The organism is Paenibacillus sp. HGH0039, from assembly GCF_000411255.1.
In the GTDB taxonomy this organism is placed as follows: domain Bacteria; phylum Bacillota; class Bacilli; order Paenibacillales; family NBRC-103111; genus Paenibacillus_F.
Genome location: NZ_KE150413.1, coordinates 520,217 through 544,958 on the forward strand (window position 1 = coordinate 520,217; position 24,742 = coordinate 544,958).

The 24,742-nt window shown below is 56.0% G+C and carries 28 protein-coding genes and 1 riboswitch; of the genes, 10 read left to right on the forward strand and 18 right to left on the reverse strand.

Annotated features, from left to right (window positions below; translation table 11 throughout):
* Positions 1 to 198: 198 nt before the first annotated feature.
* The 5 genes from HMPREF1207_RS16655 to queC all read right to left on the reverse strand — a co-directional run bounded on the left by HMPREF1207_RS16655 (position 199) and on the right by queC (position 4,609).
* Positions 199 to 1,731: a sensor histidine kinase gene (locus tag HMPREF1207_RS16655; protein WP_009672275.1), complete on the reverse strand. Its 1,533-nt coding sequence runs from the start codon at positions 1,729 to 1,731 to the stop codon at positions 199 to 201.
* 217 nt (positions 1,732 to 1,948) lie between these two features.
* Entirely contained in the window at positions 1,949 to 2,443 is a 495-nt protein-coding gene (queF, locus tag HMPREF1207_RS16660) for a preQ(1) synthase (RefSeq protein WP_009672067.1), read from the reverse strand.
* 191 nt (positions 2,444 to 2,634) lie between these two features.
* Complete coding sequence (queE, locus tag HMPREF1207_RS16665) at positions 2,635 to 3,462, reverse strand: 7-carboxy-7-deazaguanine synthase QueE (RefSeq protein ID WP_009672107.1); 828 nt, start codon at positions 3,460 to 3,462, stop codon at positions 2,635 to 2,637.
* Positions 3,459 to 3,947, reverse strand: a complete 489-nt coding sequence (gene queD / locus HMPREF1207_RS16670; RefSeq protein ID WP_009672131.1) for a 6-carboxytetrahydropterin synthase QueD — start codon at positions 3,945 to 3,947, stop codon at positions 3,459 to 3,461. The genes queE and queD overlap by 4 nt, the downstream gene beginning before the upstream one ends.
* A complete protein-coding gene (gene queC / locus HMPREF1207_RS16675; RefSeq protein ID WP_016423827.1) occupies positions 3,944 to 4,609 on the reverse strand; it encodes a 7-cyano-7-deazaguanine synthase QueC in 666 nt (221 codons plus the stop codon). Before queC ends, queD begins: the two co-directional genes overlap by 4 nt.
* Before the next feature lie 195 nt (positions 4,610 to 4,804).
* Positions 4,805 to 4,848, reverse strand: a riboswitch (PreQ1 riboswitch).
* 243 nt (positions 4,849 to 5,091) lie between these two features.
* Between queC and HMPREF1207_RS16680 the strand changes: the two genes are divergently transcribed.
* Complete coding sequence (locus tag HMPREF1207_RS16680; protein WP_138918134.1) at positions 5,092 to 5,913, forward strand: SDR family oxidoreductase; 822 nt, start codon at positions 5,092 to 5,094, stop codon at positions 5,911 to 5,913.
* A gap of 155 nt (positions 5,914 to 6,068) precedes the next feature.
* Here HMPREF1207_RS16680 and HMPREF1207_RS16685 read toward each other — a convergent pair whose 3' ends face one another.
* The 6 genes from HMPREF1207_RS16685 to HMPREF1207_RS16710 form a co-directional block, all read right to left on the reverse strand.
* Positions 6,069 to 6,422, reverse strand: coding sequence for a cupin domain-containing protein (locus tag HMPREF1207_RS16685; RefSeq protein WP_009672040.1), 354 nt, complete (start codon positions 6,420 to 6,422; stop codon positions 6,069 to 6,071).
* A gap of 23 nt (positions 6,423 to 6,445) precedes the next feature.
* Positions 6,446 to 6,841, reverse strand: coding sequence for a DnaJ family domain-containing protein (locus HMPREF1207_RS16690; protein ID WP_009672138.1), 396 nt, complete (start codon positions 6,839 to 6,841; stop codon positions 6,446 to 6,448).
* Positions 6,842 to 6,869: 28 nt separating this feature from the next.
* On the reverse strand, positions 6,870 to 7,190 hold the full coding sequence (locus HMPREF1207_RS16695) for a YnfA family protein (protein ID WP_009672109.1): 321 nt from the start codon (positions 7,188 to 7,190) through the stop codon (positions 6,870 to 6,872).
* Positions 7,191 to 7,316: 126 nt separating this feature from the next.
* The gene (locus HMPREF1207_RS16700) at positions 7,317 to 7,544 is read right to left on the reverse strand and encodes a hypothetical protein (RefSeq protein ID WP_009672142.1); all 228 of its coding nucleotides are present in this window, start codon (positions 7,542 to 7,544) and stop codon (positions 7,317 to 7,319) included.
* Positions 7,545 to 7,610: 66 nt separating this feature from the next.
* Positions 7,611 to 7,811, reverse strand: a complete 201-nt coding sequence (locus HMPREF1207_RS16705) for a YwbE family protein (RefSeq protein ID WP_009672054.1) — start codon at positions 7,809 to 7,811, stop codon at positions 7,611 to 7,613.
* 12 nt (positions 7,812 to 7,823) lie between these two features.
* Positions 7,824 to 8,777 carry an RluA family pseudouridine synthase gene (locus HMPREF1207_RS16710; RefSeq protein WP_009672252.1) on the reverse strand — a complete coding sequence of 318 codons (954 nt, stop codon included), beginning with the start codon at positions 8,775 to 8,777 and terminating at the stop codon, positions 7,824 to 7,826.
* A 206-nt stretch (positions 8,778 to 8,983) separates the two neighbouring features.
* Here HMPREF1207_RS16710 and HMPREF1207_RS16715 point away from each other — a divergent pair, with 206 nt between their 5' ends.
* Together HMPREF1207_RS16715 and HMPREF1207_RS16720 are read left to right on the forward strand one after the other, a co-directional pair.
* Positions 8,984 to 9,955 (forward strand): ABC transporter ATP-binding protein, encoded by a 972-nt coding sequence (locus HMPREF1207_RS16715; RefSeq protein WP_009672206.1) that lies wholly within the window; start codon positions 8,984 to 8,986, stop codon positions 9,953 to 9,955.
* Positions 9,952 to 11,052: an ABC transporter permease gene (locus HMPREF1207_RS16720; RefSeq protein WP_009672118.1), complete on the forward strand. Its 1,101-nt coding sequence runs from the start codon at positions 9,952 to 9,954 to the stop codon at positions 11,050 to 11,052. Before HMPREF1207_RS16715 ends, HMPREF1207_RS16720 begins: the two co-directional genes overlap by 4 nt.
* Positions 11,053 to 11,150: 98 nt before the next feature.
* On the opposite strand, the gene HMPREF1207_RS16725 is transcribed toward HMPREF1207_RS16720, so the two are convergent.
* Complete coding sequence (locus tag HMPREF1207_RS16725; protein WP_009672218.1) at positions 11,151 to 11,864, reverse strand: stalk domain-containing protein; 714 nt, start codon at positions 11,862 to 11,864, stop codon at positions 11,151 to 11,153.
* Between the two features lie 214 nt (positions 11,865 to 12,078).
* On the opposite strand from HMPREF1207_RS16725, the gene HMPREF1207_RS16730 reads away from it, so the two are divergent.
* A complete protein-coding gene (locus HMPREF1207_RS16730; RefSeq protein WP_009672150.1) occupies positions 12,079 to 12,339 on the forward strand; it encodes a hypothetical protein in 261 nt (86 codons plus the stop codon).
* Between the two features lie 103 nt (positions 12,340 to 12,442).
* Positions 12,443 to 14,224, forward strand: a complete 1,782-nt coding sequence (locus tag HMPREF1207_RS16735) for a B12-binding domain-containing radical SAM protein (protein ID WP_009672137.1) — start codon at positions 12,443 to 12,445, stop codon at positions 14,222 to 14,224.
* A gap of 352 nt (positions 14,225 to 14,576) precedes the next feature.
* On the opposite strand, the gene HMPREF1207_RS16740 is transcribed toward HMPREF1207_RS16735, so the two are convergent.
* Positions 14,577 to 15,554 (reverse strand): LacI family DNA-binding transcriptional regulator, encoded by a 978-nt coding sequence (locus HMPREF1207_RS16740; RefSeq protein ID WP_009672019.1) that lies wholly within the window; start codon positions 15,552 to 15,554, stop codon positions 14,577 to 14,579.
* A 238-nt stretch (positions 15,555 to 15,792) separates the two neighbouring features.
* Here HMPREF1207_RS16740 and HMPREF1207_RS16745 point away from each other — a divergent pair, with 238 nt between their 5' ends.
* Positions 15,793 to 16,602, forward strand: coding sequence for a Cof-type HAD-IIB family hydrolase (locus tag HMPREF1207_RS16745; RefSeq protein WP_009672086.1), 810 nt, complete (start codon positions 15,793 to 15,795; stop codon positions 16,600 to 16,602).
* 127 nt (positions 16,603 to 16,729) lie between these two features.
* Here the strand turns inward: HMPREF1207_RS16745 and HMPREF1207_RS16750 are convergent, their stop codons facing one another.
* The 3 genes from HMPREF1207_RS16750 to HMPREF1207_RS16760 are packed head-to-tail and all read right to left on the reverse strand — an operon-like array spanning position 16,730 to position 19,278.
* Entirely contained in the window at positions 16,730 to 17,695 is a 966-nt protein-coding gene (locus HMPREF1207_RS16750) for a type I phosphomannose isomerase catalytic subunit (RefSeq protein ID WP_009672060.1), read from the reverse strand.
* Positions 17,692 to 18,297 (reverse strand): class I SAM-dependent methyltransferase, encoded by a 606-nt coding sequence (locus HMPREF1207_RS16755; RefSeq protein WP_009672267.1) that lies wholly within the window; start codon positions 18,295 to 18,297, stop codon positions 17,692 to 17,694. Before HMPREF1207_RS16755 ends, HMPREF1207_RS16750 begins: the two co-directional genes overlap by 4 nt.
* 12 nt (positions 18,298 to 18,309) lie before the next feature.
* On the reverse strand, positions 18,310 to 19,278 hold the full coding sequence (locus tag HMPREF1207_RS16760) for a TIGR01212 family radical SAM protein (protein ID WP_009672097.1): 969 nt from the start codon (positions 19,276 to 19,278) through the stop codon (positions 18,310 to 18,312).
* 160 nt (positions 19,279 to 19,438) lie between these two features.
* Between HMPREF1207_RS16760 and HMPREF1207_RS16765 the strand changes: the two genes are divergently transcribed.
* The 3 genes from HMPREF1207_RS16765 (at position 19,439) to trmB (ending at position 21,211) form a co-directional block, all read left to right on the forward strand.
* Positions 19,439 to 20,035 (forward strand): WGxxGxxG-CTERM domain-containing protein, encoded by a 597-nt coding sequence (locus HMPREF1207_RS16765; RefSeq protein WP_009672113.1) that lies wholly within the window; start codon positions 19,439 to 19,441, stop codon positions 20,033 to 20,035.
* A gap of 93 nt (positions 20,036 to 20,128) precedes the next feature.
* Complete coding sequence (locus HMPREF1207_RS16770; protein ID WP_009672050.1) at positions 20,129 to 20,314, forward strand: hypothetical protein; 186 nt, start codon at positions 20,129 to 20,131, stop codon at positions 20,312 to 20,314.
* Between the two features lie 165 nt (positions 20,315 to 20,479).
* Positions 20,480 to 21,211, forward strand: coding sequence for a tRNA (guanosine(46)-N7)-methyltransferase TrmB (gene trmB, locus HMPREF1207_RS16775; RefSeq protein ID WP_009672170.1), 732 nt, complete (start codon positions 20,480 to 20,482; stop codon positions 21,209 to 21,211).
* Here the strand turns inward: trmB and HMPREF1207_RS16780 are convergent.
* Positions 21,208 to 22,344: a UDP-N-acetylglucosamine--LPS N-acetylglucosamine transferase gene (locus HMPREF1207_RS16780; RefSeq protein WP_009672245.1), complete on the reverse strand. Its 1,137-nt coding sequence runs from the start codon at positions 22,342 to 22,344 to the stop codon at positions 21,208 to 21,210. The genes trmB and HMPREF1207_RS16780 overlap by 4 nt on opposite strands.
* Positions 22,345 to 22,399: 55 nt before the next feature.
* Positions 22,400 to 22,927, reverse strand: coding sequence for a phosphatase PAP2 family protein (locus HMPREF1207_RS16785; protein WP_009672199.1), 528 nt, complete (start codon positions 22,925 to 22,927; stop codon positions 22,400 to 22,402).
* Positions 22,928 to 23,268: 341 nt separating this feature from the next.
* Between HMPREF1207_RS16785 and HMPREF1207_RS16790 the strand changes: the two genes are divergently transcribed.
* Positions 23,269 to 24,441: a glycosyltransferase family 4 protein gene (locus tag HMPREF1207_RS16790; protein ID WP_009672133.1), complete on the forward strand. Its 1,173-nt coding sequence runs from the start codon at positions 23,269 to 23,271 to the stop codon at positions 24,439 to 24,441.
* The last annotated feature ends 301 nt before the right edge of the window (positions 24,442 to 24,742 follow it).

Genomic DNA, 24,742 nt, shown 5'->3' on the forward strand with positions numbered 1-24,742 from the left:
CGTGTCTTCAAGGGCCGGAACCAAAAAAGCCTTCTTTCCGACAAGGAAAGAAGGCTTTTTTTCTCTGAGCTCAGCCGGGCCTGATGCTGCATTGCTTCACCGGCATCATGAGCGCGTGGTTATCGGCCGGCTTCGTGATGTAGTCCGTTGCCCCGGCTTCGATGCAGGCTTCCCGGTCGCCGGGAAGGGACCGGGCGCTCAGAGCGACGATCGGTTGCTTCCCTCCGGAAGCGGAGAAGAAAGCGGCGTAAGCCGGGGAAGCTTGGCGTCGTCCGCGAGCTGCCGAAGCTCCTGCTCCTGACCGCTCAAGCTGCTGGAAGGAAGGAGGAGGGTAAACGTGCTTCCGGTTCCCTCTTCACTGGCCAGCCGGATTTCTCCGCCCAGCAGCCGGGCAAACTGGCGTGAAATAGAAAGGCCGAGTCCGGTTCCGCCGAATTTGCGGCTGGTCGTGCCGTCCGCCTGGTAGAAGGCCTCGAAGATCTGCTCCCGCTTGTCCGCCCGGATGCCGATGCCGGTATCCCGGATGGCGGCGGCGGGATGCTGAATGCCTTCGGCGTCCATTTCAACGTAAAAGGTAAGCGTAACACCGCCCCGCTGGGTAAATTTGAACGCGTTGGACAACAGATTTTTCAAAATCTGCTGAAGCCGCTGTTCGTCCGTATGAATGATGTCGGGAACGCCGGTTGAACGGATGTGAAAGTACAAGCCCTTCTGGGCGGCAACGGGTTCGAACGTGCGGGTCATCGCTTCGACGACTTCGCTGACGTTCACTTCTCCCGGCATGATGGACATATGTCCCGCTTCGATTTTGGACAAATCCAGAATATCGTTAATCAGCGTAAGCAGATCCTGGCCGGAGCTGTGAATAATCCCGGCAAATTCAATCTCTTCTTCCGAAAGCGTCCCGTTCTGATTTTCGGCCAGGAACTGGGACAGAATCAGCATGCTGTTCAGCGGGGTCCGGAGCTCGTGAGACATGTTCGCCAGAAATTCGGATTTGTAACGGGAAGCGGCCACCAGTTCTTCGTTTTTCACTTCCAGCTCGTCGTGAATTTGTTGAAGCTCCGCGGTTCTTTCTTCGGCCAGCCGGAACTGTTCGGCCAATTCCCGATTGGTCTTGTTCAGCGCTTCCCGCCGGAGAAAATCCGCTTTGAAATCGTGCAGGATGAATGTAAAGAAAAAGCTGAAAAACAGGCCCGCCGTACCGGACAGCGGAGCAAGCTCGATCAGATACGTAGCGACCGGATATACCCCGAGAATCGCGATGTCCGCCACGTTGAACAGATTTACGATAAGAATCAGCAGCAAAATCCGGGCGGTCTGACGCAGAGAGGTGCGTTTGAGCAGCTCGCTGGTCAGCGCGGTTACGACGCCGAGGATGACCATATTGCCGAAGCCCGCCCAAGCGGCGTGGTTCAAGCCGAACGATAAGCGCGTCAGTCCGATTCCGATTCCGATGAGCATAATGTGGGAGGGACGCGACAGGAACAGGGGAGCCGCCAGGATAGGAACGAATCTTAAATCGAAGATGACTGTCGGGGTCAGCCGGGCTCCGTACATCATGGAGAGCCAGCCCGCCGCTATCGAAAGCAGGATGTACAGCACTTTCATCCAGTTGACGGGGACCCGGTACAAAACATATTTGTAAGCCAGACTGCCTAAATAAGTAAATGTGAGCAAGGTGCTTATATTGGCAAAAAACGATTTGAAATAGTCCCCTATATTATCCATTTATTTCCCTTCCCATTCCGAAAGCCCTTCAACCCAGCTCCAATTAGATGTTCTTTCCTAGTATACCAAAGTTATCGGCATCCCATCGGCAGAAAAAAAGACCCCCAAGGGGTCTTTAGGCATATCGGCGGGCGATACGTTGAAAATACCGGAACTTATTTTCGGTCAGGTACGGGTATGGGCTAAGCCGTTTATAGCCGGTTAAAGGGTCGGCGGCTTAGCGGTTATCGACTTTTTCCGGGTAAAGGTCGTGGTTCATCAGGCGGTGTTCCGCCATCTGCTCGTACTTGGTGCCGGGACGTCCGTAATTGCAGTAAGGATCGATGGAGATCCCGCCCCGCGGAGTGAATTTGCCCCAGACCTCAATGTATTTCGGGTCCATGAGCTTGATCAGATCGTTCATAATGATGTTCATGCAGTCCTCATGGAAATCGCCGTGATTGCGGAAGCTGAACAGGTATAGTTTGAGCGATTTGCTTTCGACCATTTTGGCGTCCGGCATATAGCTGATATAAATGGTGGCAAAATCGGGCTGTCCCGTAATCGGGCACAGGCTCGTAAACTCCGGGCAGTTGAATTTGACGAAATAATCCCGGTAAGGGTGTTTATTATCAAAGGATTCAAGCACCTGCGGCGCATAATTAAACGGATATTGTGTCTGCTGGTTGCCCAGCAGGGTGAGATCGAGATCTTCCTGGTTTCTTCCGGCCATAAAGGCACCTCCGGTTTTAAGTTTGTAAAAGTGCGAGGGCCGCATGATAGGCATACTGCAAGAAAGCATGCTGCTATGCTGTCGATAAGCAAGATGCAAGCAAGTCTGCCGGGGTAACATGCTGGAGCTCTGATTTGGGCGGTCAACCGCCTTGGACGGATGCAGGGTCAGGCCACTGCCATCCTCGGAGATCATACGCCCCGCTTGTTGCCCCACAGCAGGGCGTGAAGCTGAGGCAGCACGCGCACGTCGTTAAGATCCTCGGACGCCATCGTCAGGTCGACGAGCCACTCGTATTTGCGCAGCAGCTGCCCGCGAAGCAGGTCGTCGTCCGCGAGTCGGACGTCCTCATTGCCCGCCTGCAGGTAGAACGGGACGGCAGGGTAGCGGCGGTGGACTTCCCGGGCGAACGCGAAATCGCGTTCGTCGAACACGACCACCTTGAGGCTGATGCCGTCCGGGTTCAGCCGCCGGACGATGTCGTCCAGCTTGGCGAAGTCCGTCTCCATGCCGGAGCTTGGCGGCTTGGGAGAGAGCGTGACCTCGTCGATCTCGGTCAGCCAGTCCTGCCAGCGGGAGCCCTGCGTCTCGACGGCGGTGCGGATGCCTTTGGCCCGCAGCAGCTTCACGAGCGGGCCCAGGCTGCGCAGGAGGGCGGGATTGCCGCCCGACAAGGTCACGTGGGAGAAGCGGCTGCCGCCGGTGCGGACGAGCTCCTCCCAGACCGCTTCCGCGGTGAGCGGACGGATATCGCCTGCGCCCGATCCGTCCCACGTAAACGCGGAATCGCACCAGGAGCAGCGGTAATCGCAGCCGGCGGTGCGCACGAACATCGTCTTGCGCCCGATGACCATGCCCTCGCCCTGGACTGTCGGGCCGAAGATTTCGAGCACGGGGATGGTTGCTTCACCCGCTGCTGCTTTGCCCGGTGGGGACACGGCAGCATCCGCCGGTTTGCCCGCTGCAGGCAAGGTCCGCGGAGGGGACGGGACCGCAGCGTTTGTATGGCTTGCGCTCATTCGGACATCCACTCCCGTCGCGCTTCGGCATAACTCGTCGGCGTCTCGTACAGACGGACGAATTCGACCCGTCCGCCCCGGGCTTTCGCCTGCATCTCATCCGACTGCAGAGCCGTCTCCATCTGTTCGTACAGCCAGACGACCATATTCTCGGCGGTGGTGTTCATGGGCGGGAGCGTCTCATTCAGATACCGGTGATCGAGATAAGGCTCGATCCGGGTTTTCCAGATGTCTTTGATTTCTCCGAAATCAAGCGTGAGGCCAATCTCGTTGACATAGCCGCTGATTCCGTAAACGGCTTTGTACGTATGGCCGTGAAGGTTTTTGCACTTGCCCTCGTAAGCGTGCAGATGATGCGCCGCGTCGAACGTAAACTCTTTGGAAACGAGGACGCGCTTGGTATGGTAACGGAGCTGTTCGTGCCGGATGTCCTGCCCGTACTGCTGAAGGTTCTCTACGATGCGAAATTCGCCGGGCGTTTTCATCGGGTCTCGGCTCCTTCGCGCTCCAGAAGATAGTTCTGCAGACCGGCCGAACGGAGCTTGCATGCCGGGCACTCGCCGCAGCCGTCCCCGACGATGCCGTTATAGCATGTAAGCGTCTTGGTGCGCACAAAATCGAAAGCTCCCAGCTCGTCGGAAAGCTTCCACGTTTCCGCTTTATTCAGCCACATTAGCGGCGTATGGATAACGAATGGATAATCCATGGATAAGTTCAGAGTCACGTTAAGGGATTTTACGAAAGCGTCCCGGCAGTCCGGGTAGCCGCTGAAATCCGTCTCGCACACGCCGGTAACGAGGTGTCTGGCCCCGGCCCCTTTGGCGTATACGCCTGCAAACGAAAGGAACAGCAGGTTGCGTCCGTCCACGAACGTGGAAGGAAGCTCGCCTTCTTTTTCTTCAATTTCGATATCGGCGCGCGTCAGCGCATTGGGTGCGAGTTGGTTCAGCAGGCTCATGTCCAGTACGGTGTTCTTTACGCCAAGCTCGCGCGCAATCTGCGCCGCGCATTCGATTTCGAGTTTATGGCGCTGCCCGTAATCGAACGTGAGCGTCTCCACCTCGCCAAAATGCTTCAGGGCCCAGAACAGACACGTCGTGCTGTCTTGTCCGCCGCTGAATACGACAACCGCTTTTTCATGTTTCATCGCTCTTCCGTCTCCTTTTAAATAAAAAATAGGTGATGGAGAGAGTTCTTGATCCGTCATTTTAAACAAAACAAAAACAATGCCTCAAGGAAGGACGCAGCGCAAGCATAAAGCGAACCGGAAGTGAACGTCAAAAAAACGTACACCTAGCGCCCGCTTTTTAAGCAGCTGTGCCCGAATATCCAGGGATATTGTTTTTCCTTAGTTTTTTATAGAGGGAGTTCGCGAACCTCTCCCATATGCGCGGAGCATATGGATTTTCTTATTGGGTTATGAATCCGGCACTTCCTTGTTCCGTTCCAAGCCGTGCCGCGCATCAGAACCGTCTCATTATAACGCATTTGACCCGCCCATGTAAGGGAGCGGTGGAAATTTCCTTTATAATCGAACAATCTCAGCAGGGGATCGTGATGCCGTTCTATACTGAAGGTAACAAAAAGCCCTCCCTAATCAACGTTAGTAGGAGGCGGATGGAGGTATTCATGCACGGAAATAGGCCGGATTCGGCAAATGAGGCTGCTATAAGAACCAAGGAAGGCCACGCACCTGTTGCCATCGTCACGGGAGTTTCCCGCCGGATCGGTATCGGCGCCGCTATATGCCGGGCGCTGGCGGCCAAAGGAATGGATGTGCTATTCACATCCTGGACCGCATTCGATAAGGGAATGCCCTGGGGAGCGGATGAAGAGGGGCCTGACGCGATTCTGCGGGAGCTGGCCGAGTCGGGAGTCCGCTGCGAAAGACTGGAGATCGACCAGTCCGATCCGGAAGCGGCGAAGCGAATTGTGGACGAAACGGAGAAGCGGCTCGGGTTTCCGTCAGTCCTCGTCAATAATGCGGCCTACTCGGTGAATGACGGGTACGAGAAGCTTGATGCGGCGACTCTGGATGCCCATTACGCCGTGAACATGAGGGGCACGGCCCTGCTCAGCGTGGAATTCGGCCGCCGGTTTAACCGGGGATCGGGCGGCCGGATTATTAACCTGACATCCGGCCAGTCTTTGGGGCCGATGCGGGGTGAGATCGCTTATGCGGCTACGAAGGCCGCTGTCGAAGCGATGACCGTCACATTGGCTGCCGAGCTGGCTCCCAAAGGGATGACCGTCAACGCGGTCAATCCCGGTCCGACCGACACCGGCTGGATAACGGAAGAGCTCCGGAACGGGCTCGCAGGTCAGTTCCCGTTCGGCCGGATCGGCAGACCGGAAGACGCCGCCAGACTGATCGCATTTCTCGCGGGCGAGGAAGCGGAGTGGATTACGGGCCAGATCCTCCATTCGGAGGGCGGCTTTCGGCTCAGGTAACCATTTCGGTTTTTTTGTGGGCGTGCAACAATGCCTTTGGATGCCCCTTGCTCCCTTGAATGGGCCCAGTTGAACCGAGCAAACCCTGACTCGCCCAAGGCCAAGCTGGATGAAGAAATAAAACGAGCTCTGCAGAACAGGCTGCAGAGCTCGTTTTATTTTGCCTGCCCCGCAGGCTCGTCCACGAAAACCGTTTCCGCTTCTTTGGCTTCGAAGCAGAGATTGACGGTGCGCACGTCCGCCCTCGTCCGGTGAACCGTGCCCGCCGGAATCGTAAGCGTGTCGTTCGCTTTCAGCGAGGCAGTCGTTCCGTCCTCGAAGTCTATGAAGAGTTCTCCTTCAAGCACCATAAACAGTTCATCCGAATCGGGATGAAAATGCCAGCGGTAATTGCCGGTCATGACCGCGATGCGGAGCACATGCGAGTTTACGTCCGAAACGGCAAAGTTGACGTGCCGCTCTTGGATGTCCCGGGTAAGTTCAAGCAAATTTTGAGTAGTAAGGTTCATCTCGGTTTCTCCTGTTTCTCTTCCTATTCGGACGGTTTATCCGGTTCTGCGGAAAATTTCGTTTCGATCCGGTCCCGGTACAGGGCAAGCGCGGGCGAGAGGTTCATGCTCCGCTCTTCCATTAACATATTGAAGCGGAGCTTCTTCGCGTTGAGTGTTTTCTTCAGCTTGCCTCGTTCCTCTTCGTCATGACAGCATGCAAGGAGTTCCTCCAGTGTGATCATGTCTTTGCGGAGCTGCATTTCTTCGGGAAGGAATCCTGAATTTTTCATGATTTTATACGACAAACGAAGCTCTTCCGGAACAGCGGACCAATCTTCGAGAACGAGCGGCTTGCCTTTGCCGGGCAGATGGTCGAAATCGCCGTTTCGAATCGCTTCTTGAATGCGCTGCTCTACCAGACTGTCGAGAAAGTTCATAAGTTAACTCCTCCTTCAAGACGTCAGATCAGGTTCTGGGCGCCCACAAAATAATGGACACGCCGATGATGCAAACGGCCGCGCCGAGCCAATCGTAGAAATCGGGGGTCTTTTTGTCCACAAGCCATCCCCACACTACGGCGAGTACGACAAAAACGCCCCCGTATGCGGCATAGACCCGTCCGAAAGAAGGAAAGGCCTGGAGAGTCGGGATAATTCCGTACAGGACGAGCACAAGGCTGCCCGCGATTCCGTATCCGACAGGCTTGCCCTCGCGGAGCCACAGCCAGACGAGATAACCGCCTCCGATTTCCGCGAGCCCGGCGATCACAAATAAAAGCATGGACATCTCAGGAACCTCCGGCGGAAGTATGTTGCAGCAGGAGTTTAGGCGGATTTACCGCCGGTTCCTGCAAAAATAAAGACATGAAGCGGAACCCTCATGTCTTTGCCTACTGCTTATGACGTTCAAAGTTTAGACACCCATACGTCTTCTTTGATTGTTTTGTTTCTTGGTCTGCTGGCTTTTCATCATCTGATTGCCGGTTACCTGGTGCTTCTGCTGGGAGTTGGCTTGGGCTTGCGCCGCTTTCTTCTGGGCCATTTTCTGTTTCATGGCTTCCGCGAGCGAAACTTTGCGCGGCTCGGCCCCTTCGGCCGGTTGTGTTTCTGCGGATTGCGGTGTCTGTTGATTCTCTGACATTCGTATCACCTCACTGCGTTCATTACTTTTAGTTTATTGGTTTTCAGGGCGCTTTACAATAGGGTTTCAGGGCTCTTGTACAATTTCCTGCACCCGTCCGACCTGGCCGTCCGTCAGTCTGACTTTGATGCCGTGGGGATGATTGGGCGAATTCGTCAAAATATCTTTCACGACTCCGCGCGTCCGTTTGCCTGTACGCTGATCCTGTTTGAGCACAATGTCGACGGTCAGTCCGGCATGGATATTTTTTCTCGATTGTCCGTTCATGGGATTCTCCTTTTATGAAGTGGGCTTGCTGGCGAAAACCCGCAGAAACTTGCCCGGAATTTGGGTCTCGAACCGCATTGGCTGTCCCGTGGAAGGATGCTCGAACGCGATGACCCGGGCGTGTAAACCGAGCCGGCCGATCGTGTTTTTCACGGAGCCGTACTTCTTGTCGCCGACAACCGGATGGCCGATGTCCTGCATGTGGACGCGGATTTGGTTTTTACGGCCCGTTTCGAGCTGAACTTCAAGCAGGGAGTAGTCGGAGGAAGCCTGCAGCACTTTATAATGCGTGACCGCCTTCTGTCCGCCGTTATCCACGGGACTGGAGTACATCAGCAGCGTTTTGCTTTCTTTCAGCCAGGAGACGATCGTACCCTCGGGCTTCTTGACCTTTCGTTCGACGAGGGCTACGTAGGAGCGCTCGTGCACGGCCTCCTGCCAGGCGGTTTGAAGCGTCTGCTGGGTTTTCTCGTTCTTGGCGAAAAGCATAACGCCCGACGTATCCCGGTCCAGCCGGTGGACGACGAAAATACGCGCTTTCGGGTCTTTTCTGCGGACATGCTCGGTCAGCTGCCAATAGGCGGTCAATTCCTTCTCGTCTCCGCCGGAGATCGAAAGAAGGCCCGCTTCTTTATTGATAACCAGAAGGTCCTCGTCTTCATGCAGTATGTGCAGTCCGATCGGTTTCTCCTCTTCGGTAACGACGCTCCACTGAACCGTAACGCGGTCGCCGGGCTGGAGGGGATGGTCGTGGCGGGTCGTTTTTTTGCCGTTCACGGATACTTGGCCTCTGGACAGAATGCCCTTAACGGTGTTTCTTCCTTTATTCGCAAGCTTTTCAAGCAAAAATTTCATCAGTTCGGCCGGCTGCCCGATTTCGAATTGAGTCGGTTCTTTGTCCGTTTTCGGGGCGGCTGGCCTGGCCGGTTTCGTTTTGGAGTTAAAAGGGGGACGCTGTTTTCGCATAGGTTGGCTCCTTCGGATCTTCTATCCATTTACTATAGCGCATTGGGGAATTATTTTCACCCCGCCCGGGCTCGTGATAAGTGCCTGATCGAGTGATATAATGGAAAAGCTGGAATTCCTTTTGGGAAAATGAACGCGAAATTCGTACTTGGTTCGGCATCCGCCGGAACAAAACGTACATAAAAATGGAATAAAGGAGGCTGGGAATGCCGCAGACGGACGGATTATCAGACGAAATTCTCATTGATGTGGACGGGCTGGTCAAAACGTACGGAAGCTTCACGGCCGTAAACGGCGTGCGCTTCCAGGTACGCAAGGGAGAGGTGTTCGGGCTGCTCGGTCCCAACGGTGCGGGCAAGACCACGACCATCGAAATGATGGAAGGGCTGCGCAAGCCCGACGGGGGAACGGCGCGTATTGCGGGGTACGACACCATCCGGGAGCTTCGCAAGGTCAAGGAAGTGATCGGCGTCCAGCTGCAATCGACCTCCTTGTTCGATCTGCTGAAGGTGCGCGAGATCGTGGAGATGTACGCCAGCTTCTACCCGAAATCGGTGCCTGTCGGCCCCCTGCTCGCGGATATGACGCTGGAAGAGAAAGCGGGTGACCGCGTGAAGCATCTGTCCGGCGGACAGAAGCAGCGGCTCGCCATCGCGATCGCGCTGGTCAACGACCCGCAGGTGCTGTTCCTGGACGAGCCGACCACGGGTCTCGACCCGCAGGCGCGGCGCACGCTCTGGGACATTATCCTGCGCTTGAAGGAGAAGGGCAAGACCATCGTCCTGTCCACGCATTACATGGACGAGGCGCACGTGCTGTGCGACCGGATCTGCCTGATCGACAAGGGTCAGGTCGTCGCGCTGGATACGCCGGCCAACCTGGTGCGCAGCCTTCAATCGGAGAACGCGATTGAATTCCGGCTGCCCCAGGCGGAGTCGGCTTCCCCGCGGGAGCGGACGGAGCTGACGGACACGCTGCGCAGGCTCCAGGGCGTGAAGCAGGTGGAGCTTGCCCGCGACACCCTCGTGCTGTACACTGACCATCTCCAGCAGTCGCTCACCGGCCTGATCCGGGAGGCGGAGCTGCGGGGCTGGAAGCTGACGGATCTGCTGACACGGACAGCCACGCTGGAGGACGTGTTCATTCACATGACAGGAAGGAGCCTGAGAGAAGAATGAAAGCGTACCTTCAATTGACGCTCGCACAGCTCCGGATTTTTATCCGGAACAAGCAGGTGCTTCTCTGGTCTTTTCTGTTCCCTGTCTTCTTCATGGTCATGTTCGGCACGTTCTTCGGAGGGGGCAGCAGCATGTCCATCAACGGAGTCGTCATCGACCAGGACCGGTCGGCCCAGTCGGCTCAATTGGTCGGCGCTCTGATGAAGACGCCTGCCATGAAGCTCAAACAGGAGGAGCACACGGCTCCGGGGCTCCAAAAGCTCAAGGACGGCAATCTTCAGATGGTGGTCGTCATCCCCGCGGGATACGGCAACAGACTCGATGCCGCCGTCAAAGGGGGAGAGGCCTCCTCCGTCAACGTTTACTATGACCAGACGAACATGATGACCGCCGAGCTCGGCAAAACCGTCGTGGCCCAGGTGGCGGACGGCATCTCCAAAGAGAAGACCGCCTACAAGCCGGCGATAACGGTCAAAGCGGAAGGCGTTCAGGCGCTGAAGCTGTCGTATATCGACTTTCTCGTTCCCGGCATCGTGTCGATGATGATCATGTCCAACAACCTCAACGGTGTGGCGGGACAGATCGCCTCCTGGAGGGAGAGGGGCATTCTTCGACGGATGCAGAGCACCACGCTGAAGTCGTCCACGTTCATCGCCTCGCAAATCACGGCGAGGCTCTTGCTGAACGGACTTCAGGCGGTGATCGTTCTGCTCATCGCGTCCGTCATCTTCGGAACGAAAGTGAACGGCTCGTGGGGGCTGCTTCTGCTTTTCGTTATTCTCGGCACGCTGGCGTTTATGTCGGTCGGCTTTATCGTCGCGTCGCTGGCGAAAACACCGGAAAGCGCCGGACCGATCGCGGGATTTATTTCGTTCCCGATGCTCTTTCTGGGGGGCGTCTTCTTCTCGGCGGACAGCATCCCGTCTTTCCTCCAGCCGGTCGTGAACCTGATCCCGATCACGCATCTGTCGACGGCTATGCGGCAGGTCATGAACGTGGGGGCGGATTTAACCGTGCTGTGGCCGCAGGCCCTTATCCTCGGCGGCTGGATGGTCGTGGCTTTCGCGATCGCGAGTTTTACCTTCAAGTGGGAGTAAGGCGGACGTCATATAGGAACCGCCTGAATATAGAGCAAAGAACCGTTTCCGTAACAGGAAGCGGTTCTTTTATTGTTTTGATAAAAGGCTCCGTACATTCAGATCGGAAGAGCCAGATAAGCGATATCGATAATCTTTAACGTAAGAGGATCAATTGTATACTGCTGTTTGTACCGGTCTGTGAATGTTTTTCCGTCCAGGTTATATTCGATTTCTCCCTTAATGGTAACGATAGTTTTCCCGCCTGCGATCTCATGGGTGGCGATGATGTTGCGGTTCAGCTTCCGCAGGGGGAGATGGTCCCCCGGACGCGAGAGATAGCTGCCGTCGCTTTCTTTCATATAGCCGTAGTCGAAAAAGCGGGCGGCCAGATTCGGTCCGTAGACGGTTTCGAGCTGTTTCAACAGTTCTCCGCGGCCCTTCTCATCCAAGGTTCCTTTATCCGGCTGATAAAGCGTGTCAAACGTCCATTGCTCCACGGCGCCGTAATAATCTTTGGCAGCGACGGAGAGATCTTCTTTTGCGGCCGATGGCTTGGTCTTGAGAATTTCCGCTTGTTTGAGCGAATCGTTCCAGGTCACGGAAGCTCCGAGCAAATCACCCAACGATTTCAGGGGGACATACGTGCTGCCCTCGTAATTTAGCAGGGGAAGATCGGGAGAGTTGTATGTCTGCCCGTCAACGGTTACCGGATAGGTCGCCGCTTGAAGAAGATAGTCGATTACAGGCTTGGCCCACACATCTGTCTGGGAGAAGAGCGTTCCGATCAGAATGCCTCCCGTTAAATAAAAAACCGGCTTTTTGCTTTTCATAATCGAATCCCTCCTGAATTTTCGGTCCGTCGGGTTTATCCGTGAACTAGGTCCGGCGGCTTTGAAACTTTAGACTGCAAGGGCAGGAGAAATGTTTCAATAAAAGAAAAATATGTATGTTTTGCGATTTACGGTTTCTCCAAACGGTATGACCCGGCGTCTAAAAGGGCAACCTGATACCTAAATGACAGCGCTTTAAAAGGAGGAGACGCCCATGATCTTGTACCAGCTTACCCAATGGCTTCAGGAGCATACCAGCATCCGCAAGGCGATTCAGCAGGAGGCGGGGGACCCCGGTGAACTTATGCAGCGCAAGGAACAGGTGGAGCGGCAGTTGATGGAACAGGCGGAGCGGTGGAGGAACGTGTACGCCGATGTGCCTGCCTTGCCCGCCGCCGATCAGTTTCCTTCCTGGTCTTCCGAGACGGGCGCCGGGTGGGAGGACACAGAGCCGGAATTCGACACGCCGCGCTGACAAGGCGCATGCGCCCGTATCCCTCCGCTTTGTCAACTCGGCGGGGTTCGTGTAGAATAAGAACGATCCTTGATTTTATTGATAAAAGAGGTTGTAAACGACCATGAATATCGTTCTTGCCACATTGAACGCCAAATACATTCATACTTCGCTGGCTCTGCGGTACCTGAAGGCATTCAGCGAGCCCGAATTTCCGATTGATATCGTGGAGTACACGATCAAAGATCCGGCGATGAACATCGTTTCGGACTTATACGGCAAAAATCCCGACGTGCTCGGTTTTTCATGCTACATCTGGAACATTGAAGAAACACTCCGCGTCATCCGCATGATCAAAAAAATCCGTCCCGATCTGACCATCGTACTCGGCGGACCGGAAGTCTCCTACGATACGGAGGAATGGATGCGCACCGTTCCGGAAGTAGATTTTATCGTTATGGGCGAAGGGGAAGAGACGTTCAAGCATTTCCTTCAGGAGCTGTCGACTACGCGGAAGTTTCATTTCGTGTACGGCATCGCGTACCGCAAAGGGGAAGAAATTATTTTGACCCCCGGCCGTCCGAAGCTGGACCTGAATGCGATTCCTTCTCCACACCGGTTCGAAGAAGATCTTAAGGACCTCGGGAACCGGGTCGTTTACTTCGAAACGAGCCGGGGCTGCCCGTTCTCATGCCAGTTCTGCCTATCCTCCATCGAGGTGGGGGTGCGCTATTTTGATATGGAGCGGACGAAGTCCGAAATCCTGTATCTCATAGCGAACGGAGCCAAACTTATTAAGTTTGTCGACCGGACGTTTAACATTAAGCGGGATTACGCCCTGGAAATTTTCCAGTTCCTGATTGACAATCATCAGGGCTGCGTGTTCCAGTTCGAGATTACGGCCGATATTATGCGGCCCGAAGTGCTGGATTTCCTCGCCGAGAACGCGCCTCCGGGAATTTTCCGCTTCGAGATCGGCGTCCAGTCCACGAACGATGAGACGAACAACCTGGTGAAGCGCCGCCAAAATTTCGCCAAGCTTACCCGCACGGTGACGAAGGTGAAGGAAAGCGGCAAAATCGACCAGCATCTGGATCTGATCGCCGGCCTTCCCGAGGAAAACTACGACTCCTTCCGCAAAACGTTCAACGACGTCTTCGCGCTTGGCCCCGAGGAGCTTCAGCTCGGGTTCCTGAAAATGCTCCGGGGAACCGGTCTGCGCATCGATGCGGCTAAGTACGGCTACATTTTCATGGATCAGGCGCCCTATGAGATTCTGGGCAACGACATTCTGCCGTTTACCGACCTGATCCGGATCAAACGTGTAGAAGACGTGCTGGAGAAATATTGGAACGCCCACCGCACGGACCATACCGTGAATGACTTGATTGCCTCGGAATTTTCTTCGGCATTCGATTTCTTCCAGGAGTTCGGCGATTACTGGGAGGAAAGAGGCTGGCAGAAAATCGGCCACCAGCTGGAAGATTTATTCACCCGGCTGCATGCTTTCCTGACTTGGCGGGGCACCGAACGGATGGACGTTATCGAAGGGCTGATGAAGCTTGATTATTTCCTGAATCACAAATACAAGCCGCGTAAAATCTGGTGGGATTTCAAGCTGGACAAAGCCGAACAGAGCGATTATTTAAAAAGAGCCGCGGATCGTCCGGATGAAGTTTCCGGCAATTTCAGCGAGCTGCGCATGGGCGAAAAGGACCTGCACAAGCATGCCGTCATCGAAGTGATCCCGTTCGACTTGCAGCGCTACCTGCAGGACGGCTCGCTCGATACTTCGGCGGAATCGCTGCTGCTGGCCGTGTACCGGCCGGAAGCGGGCGGTCGGCCGTCCGTGTATTCGATGCCGCTGGGCCGCGCATCGGCGGCGTCCGCGTCTGCCGGGAACTGAGCAGGCGCACGGCAGAAAGGCTCCCGCCCCCGTAACGAGGGGGCGGGAGCCTTTTTTTGCGCATAGGCTTCGTAGTGAGGCGATGCGCTCGGTTCCTTTTGCCGGATTTATCACGTATCCGCTGTTAGGAACCTCACGCGGCCGGGTAATGGCGGCTGGTCCGGGTCCGCCACCAGCTTCCCGGGGCGAAGCCGCACGATGCGCGGCAACTACGCCCCGGGCTCCTGTCGCAGCCCGCCGCGTTGCCCAAGGCTGCCGCCGCGCTGCCGGGCTCCTGCCGAGCGGAAGGGCCGCAAGACGGGCGCCAAACGGCATGCCGCTCCGTGCCAAGCCCGGCACTCTTGAAGCGGCGCTACACGGTCGCGCGTTCAATGAGGCGGAACGGCAGCTCCCGGTGTTCCACGGGGCTGGCGGGGTCCTGCAGGCGCTTCAGCAGCAGGGAGAAGGCCGTGCGCCCGATTTCGACGAGCCGGTTGTCGATCGTGGTGATATCGAACAGCTGCGCAATCGGGTGGTTGTCGAAAGAGACGATCGCCAGATCCTCCGGTACGCGGAGGCCGTTTTTGACCGCCTCGCTGATGATGCCGGCGGCTACCTGGTCGCCCGCCACGAGCAGAGCGGTCGGACGCTCCTCCATGTCCAGGATGCTGCGGACTACCTCCGCTCCGTCTTCGATGGAGTAGATCTGGTAGAACATCCACTCCTCCCGGACGGGAACACCCGCCGAAGAGAGGGCGTCGGAAAAGGCACGCCGCCGGTTCCGGCTGTTAAAGCTGTGCCCCCGCCCCAGACAGTAGCCGATGCGGGTGTGTCCTTTTTCCAGAAGAAGCTGCATAGCCAGCCGGAAGCTGCCGTAATGGTCGATATGGACGGACGAGATCCGGTCGCTCTCGATATATTCGCAGGCAATGATCGGTCCGAACTGCGAGTAAGCCTCGATGACTTCCCACTCCAGGGATCGGGAACAGATCAGCAGGCCGTCGATCTGTTTGATCTTTAGCATGTTCAGCAGCTCGGTCTCTTTATCCGCCGCATAGTTCGTCTGGCTGACGAGCAGATGCACATTGGCTTCCAGCGCCTCTTGCGCGATTCCTTCCATAATGCTGTTGAAGTAGGGCAGATTAAGGTAGGGGATGACCACCCCGACCATGTTCGTTTTGCCGGTGATGAGATGAACCGCATTCACATTGCGGGAATAGTTAAGGCGGTGTACGACTTCCTGTACAGCCGCGCGTTTGGCTTCGCTGACGTAAGGATGGTCGTTGAGCACGCGGGAAACGGTCGCTACGGAGACTCCGGCCAGTCTGGCAATGTCCTTGATGTTGGCCATAGGTCCGGCCTCCTTTCTGTCCTCAGTTTAAAGCAGCCCGATCGTCCGCGTCAAAAATTTCGGGAGAGAGACTTGACGTGAAAAGCATTTCATACTTTACGCTTAATTCGCAAGCCTTCACGTCTCCGTCCGGCGTAACCTCCGGGGCGTTACGGATGAGGCGGTGGGCTTCTTATCAAGACCTTGATACCTCGACAGATTTTTTAGAACGAACTTATACCGGAAGGGGTATAGAGAGATGGAGAGAGCGATCGTATTTTTTGATATCGACGGGACTTTGCTGGATGAAAATAAACAGATTCCCGCATCCACCCGTAAAGCCGTCAGGCTGCTGCAGGAACGGGGCGTGTTTACGGCCATAGCGACCGGGCGCGTACCGTCCATGTTCAAGGACGTGAGGGAAGAACTCGGCATTTCGTCCTACGTGTCCATTAACGGACAGTACGTGCTGTTCGAAGGCCGTGAAATTTATTCGAATCCGATGGATCCCGCGAAGCTTGCGGAACTGGTCCAAGCGGCGGACGAGCAGGGCCATCCCCTGGCGTACTGCGGCCACCCCGAGACTCGCGTAAGCAGCTCGCATCCGCATGTAAAGGAAAGCTACGATAACCTCAAGATTCCGTGTCCGGAAGCCGATCCGGAGTTTTACAAACATTCTGCGGTATTTCAGGGACATTTATTCTGCGACGCCGAAGCCGAGAAACTGTACGCCGAGCGGTACCCGCATTATCAGTTCATCCGCTGGCACGAGCATGCTCTTGATGTTCTGCCTGCCGGAAGCTCCAAAGCGATCGGCATTCAGGAAATGCTCAAAGCCGTCGGAATTCCGAACGAGAATTGTTACGCTTTCGGCGACGGGCTGAACGATATTCAGATGCTCACCAGCGTAGGAACGGGAATCGCGATGGGCAATGCGGCCCCCGAAGCGAAAGCCGCGGCGGATGTGGTCACGGACTCGTGCTCCGAAGACGGCATTCTCAAGGGACTAGTCCGGGTAGGGCTGCTTCCCGAAGAGGCTCTGGAGAACCTGGGCGAACATGCCCGTTGAGATCTTCCGTCTCGTACAACGCTAAAAAGCCTTCTTCCTTTTCGTGCGTCGGCACGGAGGGAAGAAGGCTTTTTTTATGTTCGGCCGCAGGGGCTTATCTATAGGCTAAGAGCCTGATGCCTCGGGCCTAAGGCAGATAAGAGCGCAGCACCGTCTGGCTGCCGCTTAGCGTGTAACCGCCCAGCGTGGCCGGGAGCAGGAAGCAGTCGCCCGGCTTCATCGCCAGAGAGCCGTCCGCCCATTCCAGCGAACCGCTGCCTTCGCAGGCGATCAGCAGCGTGAAGCTTTCCGGTGTCGTGGACAAGTTCCACGGAGCGGTTACGATGCCTTTTTCCACCACGAAATAAGGGGAAGCGGCCAGCTCCAGCCATTCGTTCGGCGCAGCGTCCATCGTTTTCATGAAAGTAGCGCCGGCCTTTCCGAAGGCGATGACGTTCAGGGAGTCTTCGATATGAAGTTCCCGCGGCTTGCCGTCGAGTCCGGGGCGGTTATAGTCGTACAGGCGGTAAGTCGTATCCGAGTTTTGCTGGATTTCCGCTACCAGGACGCCGGAGCCCAGCGCATGGACCGTACCCGAAGGAATATAGAAGCTGTCGCCCTTCTCGGCTTCCACGGACATCATGGTATCGAGAATGCGATCCTCTTGAACGGCCGTTTGAAATTCGGAACGCGTGATTCCGTCCTTCAGCCCGTAAATGATCTTGGCTCCGGGTTTGGCGTCCAGCACGTACCACATCTCGGTCTTTCCAAGCTCGCCCTGCGCGAGGTTCTCATAGTCATTGCCGGGGTGCACCTGAACGGAGAGGTCGTCGTTGCAGTCAAGCAGCTTGACGAGCAGAGGAAAACGTCCGTTTCCGGCGGAAGCGCCTTTCGTACCGAACCATTCGGCGCCCAGCTTTTCCCGGACTTCGTCCAGGCCGAGGCCTTTCAGTTCTCCATTTGTAACGGTAGAGGTGCCGTTCGCATGATCCGCGATCATCCAGCCTTCGCCGACATGGCCTTCGGGAATCTCGTAGCCGAATTCCTCCAGGGCGCGGCCGCCCCATACACGGTGTTTAAAATCGGGTTGAAAATGAATCGGGTAAGGTTTCATTTCAGTACTCCTCTCGGTTTCTTTTTCTCTATACCAATCAAGTAAGGCGACCGTGCCGCACTGTTGATAAACCGGTAGCAGAGCACGCTCCACATCTCCTGGGGAAGCGCGGCGGCCCAGCTTTCGACCGCCTGCGCCTCGGAAGCTCCGCCATCGTGGCCCGGATACAGGGCGATGGTGAGGATGCCGCCTTCGCGCAGAAGTAGGAGCGCGGCTTCCAGAGCGGGCAGCGTGGAAGCCGGCACGGTAATAACCCCGGGATCTGCGCCGGGCAGATACCCAAGGTTGAACATGACGGCGGCCGTCCGTCCCAGGCAGTCGTCCGGGACAGCGTCCGCCATGTCGGCATGGCTGCGCAGCAGAAGCGAGACCCGCTGCGCGCCGCCGGAGCCGTCCAGCTCGCGTTCCAGCCGCGTACGGGCCGTATCCAGCGCCTGCGGCTGGATATCGAAGCCGTACACGCGGCCGACGCGGCCGACGAGCCTGGCGAGGAAGAGGGTGTCCACTCCGTTGCCTACGGTGGCATCTACCACCGTATCGCCGGGGCGGACACGTTCCTCGATCCATTTATGCGCGCAGCTCAGAATGGAGAGAAATCCCATGGCGGCCTCCGCTTATACCGGTCCGGCGGGGGTTGCGGGCGTCCAGAGCTTCCCCTGCCAAGTATCCCGGCGTTTGAGTTCGGCGTCGATCGCGTTCAGCACTTCCCATTTCTTCAGGCTCCACATGGGGCCGATGAGCAGATCGCGCGGCGCATCGCCGGTCAGCCGGTGAACGATCATTTCCGGCGGGAGCAGCTCGAGCGTATCGACGATGAGCTTGATGTATTCATCCTGCTCCAGGAAGCGCAGCAGGCCCGCTTCGTACTGCTTCACCATCGGCGTTTTGCGCATCAGGTGGAGCAGATGGATTTTGATGCCCTGCACATCCATGGCGGCGACGGCTTTCCCGGTTTCGATCATCATATCATCGGTTTCCTGAGGCAGTCCGTAAATAATATGCGCACAAGTGCGGATGTTGTGTTTTCTCAGCTTGGCGACCGCTTCCGTGTAGCACTGCGTGTCATGGGCCCGGTTAATAAGGGTCGACGTGCTTTCGTGAATGGTCTGAAGGCCCATCTCGACCCACAGGTAGGTGCGCTCATTAAGCTCGGCCAGATATTCCACGACATCGTCGGGCAGGCAGTCCGGCCGCGTGGCGATGGAGAGCCCTACAACGCCGGGCTGCTGAAGAATGACTTCGTAATACTCCCGCAGCTCGTCCACGGGCGCGTAAGTGTTGGTGTAGGCTTGAAAATAGCCGATGTACTTCGCATCCGGCCATTTCTGGTGCTGGCGGTCCCGGATCGTGTTAAACTGCGTCACCAGGTCGTCGCGGCGTCTTCCCGCAAAGTCGCCGGACCCTCTTGCGCTGCAGAATGTGCAGCCTCCGGTAGCGATTTTGCCGTCCCTGTTCGGGCATGTGAAACCCGCGTCCAGCATGACTTTAAATACCTTCTCGCCGAACTGGCGGCGCATCTCGTAATTCCATGTATGAAACCGTTTATCCCCCCACAGGAGAGGCTCGGTTGTAATTGCGTTCATGAGGTTTCAGTACTCCTTTTTCAAATCTGACTTTTCCTATTGTAGCCCAAAACAAAAGGGAATGCACCCCTTCCTCTGCCAGTATGTACCCCGTTTAAAGCAACCCGGGCCGGACATCCTAAGGGAGCAATAAAACAACTGCTTTGAAAGGGGACTGTCCATGAAAAAGCTTCGCTATGCTACGCTTGCTGTTGCCCTGACTTCTATGCTTACGGTGGGTGCCGCGCACGCCAGCACGTTGGGAACAGGTTCGACAACAGGAACGACCAACACGACGGTGACCGGCACGACGACTCCGGGGACAACCATGAACGGTGTCAACCCGAACGCCACAGCTCCGGATCAGCTGAACCGCGCATACAGCACGGGCCGTAACGCCGTAACAGGTACGGTAGGCGCTGTAACCGGCGGTGTGACCGGTGCCGTCACCGGTGCCGTAAACGGCGCAGCAACGGGTGCGGCGACAGGCGCAGCGACAGGCACAACCAGCGGCGTGAATACCTACGGTACGGGTTATAACGGCAACACAGGCACGTACGGAACGACCGGTACGGTCGGTACCAACGGCAACCGTATGATGGACCGCATGAGCACGACGGGCACCAACAACCGCGGTGCTTACGACACGTCCACTTACCGTACGTACGGAACGACCCGCAACAATACGAACTGGGGCTGGCTCGGTCTTCTCGGCCTCGTCGGTCTGGCCGGTCTGGGCGGACGCAACAGAAGAGAGAACGAAATTCATAACCGTTAATCCACGGGAAGCAGAAGGGCATCTCTTTTGGAGATGTCCTTTCCCGTCTTTTTAAACGAAATTGTTAATTCGCTGACAGGGAGGTGAAAAGAGATGCTGACTCTGACCCGCAGCGGCGACCTTCAGGGGCAGGAAACGACTGGAATCACGCTGGAGCTTACCCCGAAAGAAGCCATGATTCTGGCGGGAACCGCAAATTTTGCTTACGACGCCCGGGCCGCGGCCGAAGCGCGCCGCAAAGTACGCCGTCAATTGGATGCCGTTTTGATTAACCGCTGAGGCTTTTGGCCGGATAGAGCGTTGATTTTTAACGTTTCCGGGGCTTGCCGGATGCTTATTTTCCTTTGCATTTTCCGGGGGAATCGTCTATTATTTGAAGCATGTTTCCGTGATCCCACAGGGAATGGCTGCAGGTGACCGGATAAGGATTAGGGGAGGTAAGCAATGCGTTTAAGAGGAAGAAAAGGCATCCGGGAAGCAATTGAGAAGCAGCGCGATCTCATTGTTCTGGAACCGGCTTTATATAAAGGAAAGTGGGCGGAAGTGTTTGGGAACGGCAATCCGATTCATGTGGAGCTCGGGATGGGGAAAGGCCAGTTCATCAGTGAAATGAGCCGGCGCAATCCCGGGATCAATTTCATCGGGGTAGATATGTACGATGAACTGATCCGCAGAGCCAGCGAGAAAGTCCGGATCGCGCACGGCATCGAGGAATCGGCCGTGGATGTATCGCTTGAGAACATCCGGCTTGCTCTGTTCAATATCGAACGGCTGGAAGAAGTTTTCGACGAGAATGAACTGGAGCGGATTTATCTGAATTTCAGCGATCCGTGGCCCAAGAAGAAACATGCCAGACGCCGCCTGACTCATGCGGGCTTCGTCCATAAATACAAACACGCGCTTAACGAGCGCGGCGAAATTCACTTCAAAACGGACTCCAAATCCTTGTTCGAATTCTCGTTGAATTCTTTTGCGGATCTGGATCTGAGAATGCGGAACATCTCTCTCGATCTGCACGGCGGTTTCGAGGAAGGGTTTAATCCGGATCACGTCATGACGGAGTACGAAACGAAATTTGCCAAGCAGGGCATGAACATACACCGTGTGGAAGTGGTGCTCGGGTCCCGGGCTCTTGCCGAACACGTGGAACGCCTAAAAGAAGAACAGCAGTCCTAAACGGACTGCTGTTCTTCTTTGTGTATAAGCGTCATGATGACTTGAGAGTAGTCCGTTTGGAACATATTGCGGCAGCTTTCCCGGATATCTTCCCGCATCCGCCGCATTTCGTTTCCGCGTTCCGATAAACCTTTGAACCACAAGCGGATGGTTTCTTCCGACAAAATGGATTCCCCGAAGCCGTTTTCCGTGAAGAACAGCAGATTTTCCTCTTCCTGTCCCGGGATAGGCTTGTGGAAGAGCATCGGAATGCCTTTGGCCAGACCTTCCGTGCAGGTCATTCCGCCCGGCTTGGTCACCAGCAGATCCGAGACTTCCATCAGCTTGTCGACTTCGTTCGTAAAGCCGAGCAGCTTCACGTGAGGATGAAGGAACCGCGGGTCCTCCTGGCATTTCGCCAATGCCTTCTGATTGCTGCCGAAGCAGAAAATAAGCTGAACCCGGTCGCGCCAGCGGAGCATTTCGTCCAGAACGGTGTCGCCCCCGATGAGTCCCCAGCCCCCTCCCATGACAAGCACCGTAGGAATGGAGGCCAGCTCGAACCGGCGGCGTATTTCCGTCTTGTCGTGAGGCTGGCGGAAACCGGGATGCACCGGAATGCCGGTGATTTCGATCTTGTCGCCGGCCACTCCGCGGTGAAGCAGCTTGGTTTTGACTTTGTCGGAAGAGACGAGATATTTGTTGACTTCCGGCGAAATCCAGGTGCCGTGCACGTCATAGTCCGTTATGACCGTGCATAAAGGCACAGACAGTCCGGCCCGTTTCAGACGGGATACGACGATGCTCGGGAACGGGTGCGTGCAGACGATAGCGTCCGGACGCAGTTGGGTGATGATCTGGGCCGTTTGGGCGTAAAAGATCCGGTGAAGCGCCATTTGCGTGATGGGATTCAATGATTTTTTGTATTGGAAGCGATAAAGCTTTCCGTATAATTTCGGCTGGGAATGAAGCGTTTTGCGATAGGCGGAAAAAATCCATCTGGCTAACGTGGGGTGAAGGAAAGCGCCGAGTTCCAGAACGCGCGTCTGGATGCCTGGATACAGCTGCCGCATATTTTCGGAAAGGGCGTAAGCGGCCTGGGTATGTCCGGCACCGAAGCCTTCGGATAATAGCAGTACTCTTTTTTTGCGCAAGTCTATTCACCTTTCCTTCTTATCCATGAATTTCCATCCTGTTACCATACTCAATTTAAGGCCACAGCGCAACGGAGGCAGCAGCCGCTCCCGAGCCGATTACCGCGCCGGCCAGGCAATCGCTGGGATAATGAAGCCCGAGGTACATGCGGGACAGAGCAACCAGCAGGGCGAGCGGAATGAGGACGAAACCTAGAACGGGCATGTGGGCCGCGAACGGGACGATCACAGAGAAGATGGCGGTCGTATGACCGGATGGAAAGCTGTGGTCCTGCAGCGGATTTCGGCCGGTTCTCGTATTGGGCACAACCAGATACGGGCGTCTGCGAGGATACAGTTTTTTGACGATGGCTACCGGAATATGGCTTATCGCAAGGGCGGCGAGCGCCTGAATGCCGGCGATCTGCCAGACTCCTTTTCCGAATAGGGACAGGAGCAGCGTGATCGCAATGGTGGCAGTCGCTCCCCCGAGATGAGTAAGCGTCCCGAGGATACCATCCAGTATGGTGTGCCGGAACCGCTGGTTGACATAGAGAAACATGCGTGTTTCGTGCCGGTGCATCCAATGAACGACTTTGCTCATGATGATGCCTCCTTCCCTGATAGCTAACAACCGTAGTGTACCTGTTAATTCTTAACGAGAACGAGTGCTAATTCTTAAGAAAGGTTTAATTTTTCATGGATTTTCTTCGTTTCTAATTTTGACGAGGAATTCCCTCTGACACCTTCAGTATAAAAGCATTTTGTTAGCGCAGTATCAACGGAGGCCGCCGCCGGATATTTACAAGTTATTAACCGGGTTATGACTTTTCAAAGCTTTCTCGTTAACAAACGCCCTATACAATCGAGAAGAGAAACTCCTCGGAGCGCAGCGGACTGCAGTTTCCGGGGGGCATCCGAGCTGTGGAAACGGAGGGCTGTCTTATGAGAGTCGCGTTATTTACGGATACGTTTCTTCCCGATGTCAACGGGGTCGCCAAAACGCTGGGACGCTGGGTCCGCTACCTGGAGTCCCGTGGGGCGGTGTGCCGCGTATTTGCGCCTGCGGCCGGGGAGGCTGGAACCTCGGGCATCCGGAGCGTGGAACGATTTTACAGTATTCCTTTCTCATTGTATCCGGATTGCAGAATGGCGATACCCAATCCCCTGCTGGTCGGCAGGATGCTCAAGGAATTCCGCCCGACCCTCATCCATCTGGCGACGCCGTTTAACCTCGGCCTGACGGGCCTCCACTACGGGAAAAAGCACCGCATCCCTCTGGTCGCCTCCTATCACACGCATTTCGACCAGTATTTGGCGCATTACCGCCTCCAATGGATGGAACCGATGCTCTGGAAATATCTGCTTTGGTTTCACCAAAACTGTGTAAAAATATATGTACCCTCGCCTTCGACCGGTAAAATACTCCATACAAAAGGGCTCACGGGTATCGAATTATGGGGGCGGGGCATCGATACGGCCGAATTCCGCCCTCATACGGACAGACGAAAAGTTTTGCATAAGCACAACCTTTTGCCCGCCAAATTCGTATTACTCTATGTAGGACGCCTCGCGCCCGAAAAAGGTTTGGATGCGCTGGTGCGCGCCTTCGCCAATCTGCCCGAAGTTTTCCGCGCGAAGTGCGCGCTGATTCTTGCGGGAGACGGCCCCATGCGGGCGGAGCTGGAGAAGCGGCTGGCCCCGTACCCGGACGTCCGCTTCTGCGGCTTCGTGGAGGGCAGGGAGCTGGCGGAGCTCTACGCGGCCGCCGACGTATTCGTGTTCCCGTCCGCCTCGGAAACGTTCGGCAACGTGGTGCTGGAGGCGATGGCGTCGGGAACGGCCGTCGTCGGTGTAAACGCAGGCGGAGTGGCGGATAACGTCAGGCATGGGTATACCGGCCTGCTTTGTCCGCCTGACGATGCGTCCGCTTTGGCCGCGGCGGTGCAAAGGCTTTACGAAGCCCCCGAACTGCGTCGAAAACTGGCGCTTGAGGGCCGGTCGCATGCGCTTACCAGGAGTTGGGACTCAATTTTCGCAACCCTCTACGAAAGCTATAGGGAGGTTGCGGGAGACGCCGGCGGCGGAGCCCGAAGGGCGGCGGGCATCGTGAAATAAGCGCCGCGCCTGGACAGTCCGTCCAAGTTGTTTTGGCCCTGCGGCTCGATTATAATGGAGCAGACGGCCTGCCCCGCCGAAAATTAAAATCAAAAAAGGCCCGCAAACTTGGAGTTTTACAGAGGCCAAAGTCACAAAAAAGTAGAAAACCGGGGGAAGAAGCCGCAATCGCACACGAGAACGAGCGCCGATTACTTTACTGGGGTCTTTTCGCGCTAAAATGTTCGAACCGACCAAATAGTCCATTAATAGGGTTTTGACAAAAGCATGGAAACCCGTCACAATCAAGAACGATTGCATT